Origin of the sequence: Sulfurovum sp. (assembly GCF_049668085.1) — a bacterium.
Classification (GTDB): Bacteria; Campylobacterota; Campylobacteria; order Campylobacterales; family Sulfurovaceae; genus Sulfurovum.
This window is the reverse complement of record NZ_JBATIY010000123.1, coordinates 1-7094: the sequence shown is the minus strand read 5'-3', so window position 1 is coordinate 7094 and position 7094 is coordinate 1. Positions and strand designations below refer to the sequence as shown.

Below are 7094 nucleotides of genomic sequence, written 5' to 3'. Positions count from 1 at the left end.
ATCTCACAGCGCATATGTTCCCTGGTGCTCATCCTATGAGACGTGTATTGACTCGTGTTATTGTAAATTCTGATCAAGGTATGATCGATGTAGATACCTCTACAGGTAACTCAATATTTACAAACATTACTAACACTGTTCAACCACTTCAGGGTAAAACACTTCATGACAGTGCTCTAGCATCAGTACCTGTAAATAATAATGGAAGCGATGCATTGACATTCCCTGGAAAAGTTCCAGACTTAAACGGTTCAGCTATATCAAGCCAAAAGTTTGATCTGCAGACAGTGGCAGTCAAAGCTGTAGATGCAACTGTTCTAAACCAAGTTGTCTCTGCAAGTGGTACTACGTCTGGAACATTACAGAATGCAGCTATTGTAGATAGTGGAGAGCTTAGCAACTTCACAAGAATCTATGGTCATGAAACAGGTAAGAAGTATGATGCTACTGGTAGTTTAGAAAATGTAACAGGTACATTTGTCGTACGTCCAGGATTTGATTCAAATATGGTAGAAAATGACAATCGTCTAAGTCCTAATGAGACAGAGACATATACTCTTACTTACGATATCACAGGTAAAACTGGTGTAACCGTAACATATAAAGTATACTATATGCAAAAAGGTGCTAATGGTAAATTCTTAGTAGACAGTTCAACTGGATTCTTGGATCAAGCACTTAGTGATTCAAAAAAGCTATTAGTTACAGAAGTAGCTAGTCATACTGAAGCACTTTAATTAAACTTCTTTATTCCACCCAAATCTGGGTGGAATAATATAACAATCAATCCTCACATACTTCCATAATTAACTTCTTAAATCTTTTATCATTATTAAAATGTACACCTCTATCTACATTTTAATTATGCCAATCAAATGCAATATTATATAAAGTCAAGATTATGAAATGAGAAAACTATTTCAATGTTTATAAAAAGTGGGAATTAAGTGGTATATAGTTAAAAAAGGAGGTATTAATTATCTTCTTTGCTGAAAGAGCATTACAACAAGCCAGATCACTCCGACTGTTATAAAGATATATGCGCCAATGGACCAGAGTTCAAAATGGAAGATGCCTTCTTTCAAAGAAAAAAAACGGTCTATTGGTACACCACCATACAATAAAATAAAAGCTACTACAATAAAGCCAATTACATAGGGAAGAGTTAAAAGACCAAAAAGTAAAGAAACTTCCCCGTGTTCATCAAATATATTTTGAATCGTTTTTTTTATATTTGCTTGACTCCATATGAACTTTTTCTGAAAGACTATATTATTATGTTCAATAGCAGGATGGATAACATGTTTGTTCTCCATCTTCTCAGCATCTGTTTCTGGATGATCGACCTTGTTAAGACCTTTTTCCCAATCCAAATTCTCTTCGGGTATATTTTCTTTTCTTTCGTACATTATTATCCTCTAGTTATCGTATTAAATTTTTTTAATCCCTATAATTTATAGGTCTACCTAAATATATGTATTGGCTATTTGATGCCAAAAACATACAAGCTTTACACAACAAAATGATTTAAATTAAATAAGATCTATGAATTTACGAGTCAAGAAGAAGAGGCACAATACATAATACATGTATAGTAGGCAACCTGGCGATCTTACACTGTAAGACCCATGGCTTTCCGTCCCTGCTTCACAACAAGTTTGGCACAATCAATAATAATAAAAAATAACTTTTTGTGATTTATTATATTGATATAAAGTTAAATCAATCTTACATAAATATGACATACATTTCTTTTTTACTGAAAATATATTGTATAATATCAAAAGAAGGAAGCCTTATGATTGAGATGTTGAAAAACTTATTTGGTAAAAGACAAGAAGAGTATGTTCCAGATCCACCCGGAAGAACATTTAATAGAGTTTTAACTGGGAGATATTTTGGTTGTGAAGATAAAAATGCTGATGAGACTACTATTGCCAAAGCCAAACAAGAAAAGATAGACCAGATACATGAGCTTGAACTTCTTCCAAAGTTTGTAAGATTTACCTACAAAGATACAAAGAAAGATGAAACACAAGAGGAAAAGCACCCTATTTCTGTCCATGTTGCATTCCAAAAAGAAGTATTTGCTGAGAAATGGAATATGATCCATATCACTGAGATCTCATTCACCGTTTATCATTCCGACTTTGATGAATTTGAGAAAATGGCAGGTGTCAGCCTCACTGAAGATTTCAGAAATCTAACTTCTACTACGTTCAATGGAAGAGACAGACGAAAAGAGAAGAGAGACATTTAAACGTATTAAAGTGAATGAAAGAGCTAAACATGGAAAGAAAACAGTTTATTTGTAATGAATGCAAAAAACCCATTACCAAAAAAAGTGATTTGGCTGTTGTAGGTAATTCATTCATCACATATCATAATGACTGTTTTGATGCTATCAAACATAAAAATGTTTATGCATTCTATTCTGGATATAAAACTAACGGTTGGTTTCCATGGGTAATGCTTGTTCTCTTTAATGCCATTTTATGGGCTGCATATTATTTTCTCCATCCTCCATTTGAAGAAGTTTTTATCTTTAGTATGTTTATCTTAGCCATGACACTTTTCTTTCGTGGTATATCTTATGTTTTATATGAGCGTTTCTATAAGTAAATCAAACTTAAGAATAAACTATTATAATCTATATTAATAATTAAACTCAAGTATTATAATTAAAAAATTACATATAGATGGATATCATGATTAGACAACTATTAGTCATATTTCTTTTTTTCACAGTTGGACTACATGCCACTGTTACGCTTACCAATGAAAAGCAAAAGTATGATGAGTTCACTATTCATTATCTTTATGATGAAAACAATCAACTTGAAATTAATGATGTTGAAAAGATAGATTTTACAACAGTCATACCTAGTCAATTTACGCAAGGTTATCATTCTGGAACTTCATGGTTTAAAATAGACCTTAACAATCACAGTCATATCGAAAATTTCGTACTTTATTTCACAGAACCATTGTGGTCAAAATTAGATCTGTATACTTTAAACAATGGTTCATGGGGTACACAAGAAAATGGTCTAAATGTCAGCATTAAAGAAAGAAGCATCCAAGATAACAATCCTGCTTATAAACTACATATCTTACCTGGACAAAATAGAACATATTACATCAAAGGTCAAACAATTGCAGGACATCTCGGAGAATTTCAGATCTTTACAGAAGAAGAATTCTTCAAGCCTACCCGTATATCTATTACTGAAAAATATACTATCTACTTGGGTCTCCTATTTCTTATACTCCTATTAAACATCTATTACTTTATAAGAATAAAAGACCGTATATTTGCTTATTATATTGCTTATATACTCTCTTTTATTGTGTTTATATGTATGAAAAGTGGTTTTTACTTAAGTTATGGATTTGCTGGTTGGAATGAGGGATTGCATGTTGTAGGTACCTTTGTAGTGATATTTCTAGTATTATTTTCAAACCGTTTTTTAGAGATGAAAAAACGAATACCTCTGATAGATAAGTTCTTTAAACTCTCTGTAGCTATTATTGTAGTTTTTGCACTGCTTATATCGCAGGATATTCCCAATTCTAGTTTGCTATTTAATATTTATTCATCACTCGTTTTTACAGTCCTGCTGGTTGTCTCATTTAAAGTTTGGTATCAAGGGCTTATTGGTGCTAGATACTATCTAATGGCACTTATTATTTATATGCCTGCTATGGGTCTGATGACACTAACCTTTAATGGTCTTATAGATAATACTGATATATCAAGATACGCTTTTTTAGTTGGTTCCTTTGTTGAAATACTCTTCTTTTCGCTTATATTAACCAACAAATATAATGAGGTAAATCTTCAAAAAATACACATGCAGCAGAAACTATTAAAAACAAAAAAGAAGAAAGAAAAGTCTTTAAAGAATAAGATTACACAAAATACGAATGATCTTATTGTTATAAATGAACGTTTAGTAAAGAAGACCGAAGAACTTGAGATCATAAAAGAACAATTAACCGAAGATATTTCTGAACGAATAGAGGCTGAGAGTGAAGTCAAAAAACAAAAATCGATTTTACATTACCAGGCCCATCATGATTCACTAACAGAACTTCCAAATAGAGTACTGTTTTCTGCTCGACTAAAGCAAGAAATTAAAAAAGCCAAACGCTTAGAAAGTGGATTTGCACTCTTTTTTATTGATCTGGATAAATTTAAAGAGATCAATGACTCTTTAGGTCATGATACAGGCGATGAAGTTTTAAAAATAGTAGCAAGACAACTTCAAATCTCTATTCGGAAAGAAGACACTCTAGCCCGTTTAGCTGGGGATGAATTTACAATTATCATGGAAGATGTAGCTGATCAAAAAGATATATCTATCCTTGCACATGATATTCTTAATATTTTATCAGAACCCATGCAAGTGGGTGAACACATACTATATATTTCAAGCAGTATCGGTATTAGTCTTTATCCTAAAGATGCTAATGATGCAGAAAACCTCTTAAAATATGCGGATACTGCTATGTATAGAGCAAAGGAGAATGGACGAAACAATTTTCAGTTCTATAGTCCAGAAATGACAAGATCTGTGATGGAACAAATGAAAATGAAAAGCAGTTTGCGTCAAGCATTAGATAATAATGAGTTTCAGGTTCTCTATCAACCTCAAATAGATCTGACCAATAATAAAATAATTGGTTTAGAAGCATTAATACGATGGCAGCATCCTACAAAAGGTCTACTAACCCCTAAAAAATTCCTTTCATTGGCAGAAGAGACCGGTATGATCGTTGAAATTGATCAGTGGGTCATGCATACAGCAATGAAACAGGTTGTTAAATGGCGTAATGAAGGATTAGACCCTGGCTTGCTTGCATTAAATATTTCTATGAAACAATTGGAAGATATTAATTTAATCTATGACATTCAAAATAGTATGAAAGTCCATAATTTTAAGCCAGAATGGTTAGATTTAGAGATCACAGAAGGTCACATGATGAAAAATGCTGTGGAGATCATTAATAAGCTAAAACAGATCAGTGACCTTGGCATAGGCATTTCGATTGATGACTTTGGGACGGGATACTCGTCACTATCTCTATTAAAACGACTACCGATCAATAAACTTAAAATTGATAAATCCTTTATACAGGATATTCCAGAAGATGAAGAAGATATTGCTATTATAAATTCAATTATAGCACTTGCACGAAGTCTTAATCTCGATATCATTGCTGAAGGGATAGAAACTTTGGAACAAGCCAATTTTTTAATAAGTAAAAAATGTATGTGCGTTCAGGGACACTATTACTATCATCCGTTATCGGACACTGAGCTCACAACAGTACTTTCTAATCAAAATAAATCTACTTTTAATAGTTAGCTGTTACATACCCACTGGTAAACGATCAGAATGATATTTGAAAACAAAATATGTTATGGAAGTAATTTCATTTTGATGGTTGTCGTATAGTAGCCACCAGACAATGCCTAGTAGCTAAATACTCAGTGTTAGAAGTGAAATAATGATAAGATATATGCTGTAAGCTACTTACTCATTTTGAACTTAGGTATATTTAAAAAGTCAAACTTATCATTGATTACATTCACATCATTATCAATGGACTCACCTATAAATATCATAATAGATCGCTCTTCATATGAATCTAACTCTTCAAATGATACATTTCCAAATGAGTAATTAATTACAATAGGATTTGGGACATCCTTTACCCTTACGACACCTTTTACTCTGTAAATACCTTTTGGAAGCGATTTTAACACTTCATCCACATCTGAAAACGCGATATCATCTTTGAGATAAGCAACTTTTTGAGTGATTGAGTCTTTTGTCGTATGATCAAGATGTTCATAATCTTTTGCCAATCCTACTATCTCATCAACCTTATAGACGCCCTCGAATACATCTTTATTTACAATACCCTGCTCAGCATTGCTAATAACATAGTTATTAAATATCATCTTACCTGTAAGCGTATTCTTGATATTGTATTGTTCTTTGATCGCAATGACATCTTTCTTTACAGCTTCTAATTCATCATTATTCACTAAATCTGTCTTGTTTAAGACGATGATATTAGAGCCACCAATTTGATATTTAGCTGTTGAATTATCTTTATACGAATCAAGGTTTTTTGAATCTACTACACAAATGACACCTTCAACGGAGATACCAAGGTTTTGTAGAGATAAAAAGATAGGAAAAGGCTCAGATGCTCCTGATGTCTCTACAAATATGATCTCAGGGTTATACTTATTAATGATCTCAATAACGCCACTTTCAAACTCTTGTGCCAATTGGCAACAAATACACCCTTCTGATATTTCAAGTACCTCACTGTATACATTACTCAATATATTACCATCTACACCAATATCACCAAACTCGTTTACTACAATAGCAACTTTTTTATCAGAAAAATGTTCTTTGACCGTATTGGTAAGCATAGTGGTTTTACCAACACCTAAAAATCCCGTAATAATAAATGATTGTATCATGTCTGTACCTTGTAATTAAATTGTAATGAGTGAATGTTTGTATATAGATTTATTTAATAATCCCTTGGATTAACTATAAAGGGTTATAAAAGAAATCTAATAGGTGAAGTGACTCGTGCAAGATGATATTAACAACCGTACCAAAGGTACAGTTGCTAACTTATATTTTACTTCTCTGGATTGTCTAGAATTTGTGCTAGACCAACTTCTTTTGCCCATGCAGCAGTTAAATCGAATGCCGCAGATGCAGTGTCAAGGTTTTTTTGGATAAGCTCTTGCTTTTTCTTGAACTTTTTCTCAATAACTGAGTCAAGTGTAGCTGTACCACCTGAAGCTGTATATTTCTTAAGGAATCTATCTTTAATACCTTCTTCAATAGCCGGCTTGCTAACAGTACCTAAAGCACCAAATAGTGCACCAAGCATTGCCATATTTGTAGCAAGTTCTGTTCCTGCTTGATCAATAGCAAATTGAGTAAAGTCTTTTGTAAGAACTTTTACATTTAAGTCATCTAGGGTCTTTTTGTCCGCATCAGTTAAAAGATCATGATCACTGTTGATGATAACTAGACCATTTTCTTTAATAC

7 protein-coding genes and 1 riboswitch are annotated in these 7094 nt (G+C 32.6%); of the genes, 4 read left to right on the top strand and 3 right to left on the bottom strand.

The annotated features are described in order from the left end of the window. Nucleotides 1-737, top strand: a 737-nt coding sequence (locus WBM70_RS08095) for a hypothetical protein (protein WP_424557998.1), incomplete at its 5' end; no start/stop codon positions are given. Between the two features lie 240 nt (nt 738-977). On the opposite strand, the gene WBM70_RS08090 is transcribed toward WBM70_RS08095, so the two are convergent. After that, nucleotides 978-1409, bottom strand: coding sequence for a hypothetical protein (locus WBM70_RS08090; RefSeq protein ID WP_424557997.1), 432 nt, complete (start codon nt 1407-1409; stop codon nt 978-980). Between the two features lie 185 nt (nt 1410-1594). Next, a riboswitch (cyclic di-GMP riboswitch) is annotated at nt 1595-1673 on the bottom strand. A gap of 125 nt (nt 1674-1798) precedes the next feature. Between WBM70_RS08090 and WBM70_RS08085 the strand changes: the two genes are divergently transcribed. The 3 genes from WBM70_RS08085 to WBM70_RS08075 all read left to right on the top strand — a co-directional run bounded on the left by WBM70_RS08085 (nt 1799) and on the right by WBM70_RS08075 (nt 5372). After that, nucleotides 1799-2260 (top strand): hypothetical protein, encoded by a 462-nt coding sequence (locus tag WBM70_RS08085; protein ID WP_424557996.1) that lies wholly within the window; start codon nt 1799-1801, stop codon nt 2258-2260. Between the two features lie 29 nt (nt 2261-2289). Continuing rightward, the gene (locus WBM70_RS08080; RefSeq protein WP_424557995.1) at nt 2290-2622 is read left to right on the top strand and encodes a hypothetical protein; all 333 of its coding nucleotides are present in this window, start codon (nt 2290-2292) and stop codon (nt 2620-2622) included. Nucleotides 2623-2708: 86 nt separating this feature from the next. Beyond that, entirely contained in the window at nt 2709-5372 is a 2664-nt protein-coding gene (locus WBM70_RS08075) for an EAL domain-containing protein (protein ID WP_424557994.1), read from the top strand. 164 nt (nt 5373-5536) lie between these two features. Here WBM70_RS08075 and WBM70_RS08070 read toward each other — a convergent pair whose 3' ends face one another. Both WBM70_RS08070 and WBM70_RS08065 read right to left on the bottom strand, forming a co-directional pair. Continuing rightward, nucleotides 5537-6508 (bottom strand): CobW family GTP-binding protein, encoded by a 972-nt coding sequence (locus WBM70_RS08070; protein ID WP_424557993.1) that lies wholly within the window; start codon nt 6506-6508, stop codon nt 5537-5539. A gap of 167 nt (nt 6509-6675) precedes the next feature. After that, nucleotides 6676-7094, bottom strand: a 419-nt coding sequence (locus WBM70_RS08065; protein ID WP_424557992.1) for a 2-oxoacid:acceptor oxidoreductase family protein, incomplete at its 5' end; no start/stop codon positions are given.